This is a genomic window from Altibacter sp. (assembly GCF_019913785.1).
GTDB lineage: Bacteria > Bacteroidota > Bacteroidia > Flavobacteriales > Flavobacteriaceae > Altibacter.
The window spans coordinates 1-1,928 of the sequence record NZ_JAIOHK010000062.1 but is presented as its reverse complement, the minus strand read 5'-3'; the positions used below and the strand labels follow the sequence as shown (position 1 = coordinate 1,928).

Genomic DNA, 1,928 nt, shown 5'->3' with positions numbered 1-1,928 from the left:
CCGGTAAAATTGAAATGCTCGCGGAGTTTGTTCTCCAAAAAGCGTTTATACGGCTCCTTTACATACTGCGGTAAGTTCGCGAAAAAGGCAAAACTTGGATAGGGTGTAGGCAATTGCGTACAGTACTTGATCTTAATATATTTCCCCTTGTACTGCGGGGGTGGATAGGCTTCAATGATGGGAAGCATCGTATCGTTTAAGACACTGGTCTTTATCTTCTTGCTTCGGTTTTCATACACTTCGACAGCAGTTTCAATGGCCTTAAAGATACGCTGCTTGGTGAGTACCGACATGAATACAATAGGCACATCGGTAAAGGGCTCACATTGCTCGCGGATATACTTTTCAAATTCCTTGACGCTGTGGGTGTCCTTTTCGACCAAATCCCATTTGTTCGCCAGGATCACAACCCCTTTGTTATTTCTATGGGCCAGCCAAAAGATGTTTTGCACCTGCCCATCGAAGCCACGTTGGGCGTCGAACACGAGGATTACTACGTCACAGTATTCAATGGCACGGATGCTTCGCATCACCGAATAAAACTCCAGATCTTCTTTTACCTTGGCCTTTCTTCGAATTCCGGCCGTATCTACCAGATTAAATTCAAATCCGAAGCGGTTGTACTTGGTATCCATACTATCGCGGGTAGTTCCTGCGATGTCGGTTACTATATAGCGATCTTTCCCAATTAGTGCATTGATAAAGGACGATTTCCCGGCATTGGGACGTCCAACTACAGCAAATCGCGGGAGTTCTGTCTCATCGTCTTCGGGGGTTTCCGGCAGGGCGAGTACCAGATCGTCTAAAAGATCCCCGGTACCGCTTCCGCTGATACTGGAAACCATATAGTATTTTTCGAAGCCCAGGGCATAAAACTCAAGGGCATCATTCACCCGGCTGGCACCGTCTACCTTATTTACACAGAGAAAAACGGGCTTCTTCGATTTCCGAAGTAATTTAGCCACATCCTCATCCATACCGGTGACACCGGTTTCCACATCGACCATAAAGACAATGGCATCGGCCTCTTCGATGGCGAGTTCTACCTGTTTGTCAATTTCGGCCTCAAATACATCGTCACTTCCCTTTATGTAACCACCGGTATCAATAAGCGAAAACTTCTTACCGTTCCAGTCGCTTTTGCCATAATGACGGTCACGTGTAACACCACTTACGGCATCCACGATGGCTTCACGCCGCTGGATCAATCTATTAAAGAAGGTCGATTTTCCAACATTTGGTCTTCCCACAATGGCTACAATACTCATATACTCGGTTTTATGGTCTATCTTTTGATAGGCGGGTGCAAAAATACTATTTTTTAGCCGAAGCTTACTACAACTTTGTTTTAGTTTACAGAAAAAATGATAATTTAACCCCTGAAACAGAGTACTATGCAACTACCCAATGAAATTGTGCTTCGGCCACGTTTCAAAAAACAGCTACAGCAACCGCAAAGCCAAGTGTTGAATACATTTGAAGCCACCAAGGCAACACAGTCCGACTTTGTGGTTACACGGATAGACGATCATGTGTTTATTAGATTTCCGAAGCACCAGCAGCATTTCTGGTCGCCTCAATTGCACCTGGAGATTATTCCTGTTACCGATACCGAAAGTGAACTATTTGGTCTTTTTGGGCCGGCCCCTACCGTATGGACCTTGTTTATGTTCCTGCATTTTCTAGTGGCCACCCTCTTTCTGGGCTTTGGCGTTTGGGCGTACAGCAATTATTCATTGGATACCCCATTTACGGTACAGGTGGTTGTTATGATATTATTGGTGGTGATTTGGTTCGCACTGTATTTCGCCGGAAAAATGGGAAAAGCAGCGGGAAAAAAAGAGATGTATGCCCTGTATATTTTTATGGACAAAACCTTGAGAGGAAAGTTGGAATGAGTGATTAGTGATTTGTGATTAGTGATTAGT

General features: G+C 44.7%; 2 protein-coding genes. One reads left to right on the top strand and one right to left on the bottom strand.

What is annotated here, in order from left to right; genetic code table 11:
* The coding region (gene der, locus K8F54_RS11270) for a ribosome biogenesis GTPase Der (protein ID WP_290790913.1) at positions 1-1,268 on the bottom strand (1,268 nt) is incomplete at its 3' end.
* 126 nt (positions 1,269-1,394) lie between these two features.
* On the opposite strand from der, the gene K8F54_RS11265 reads away from it, so the two are divergent.
* Positions 1,395-1,898 (top strand): GTP-binding protein, encoded by a 504-nt coding sequence (locus K8F54_RS11265; RefSeq protein ID WP_290790911.1) that lies wholly within the window; start codon positions 1,395-1,397, stop codon positions 1,896-1,898.
* Positions 1,899-1,928 lie beyond the last annotated feature (30 nt).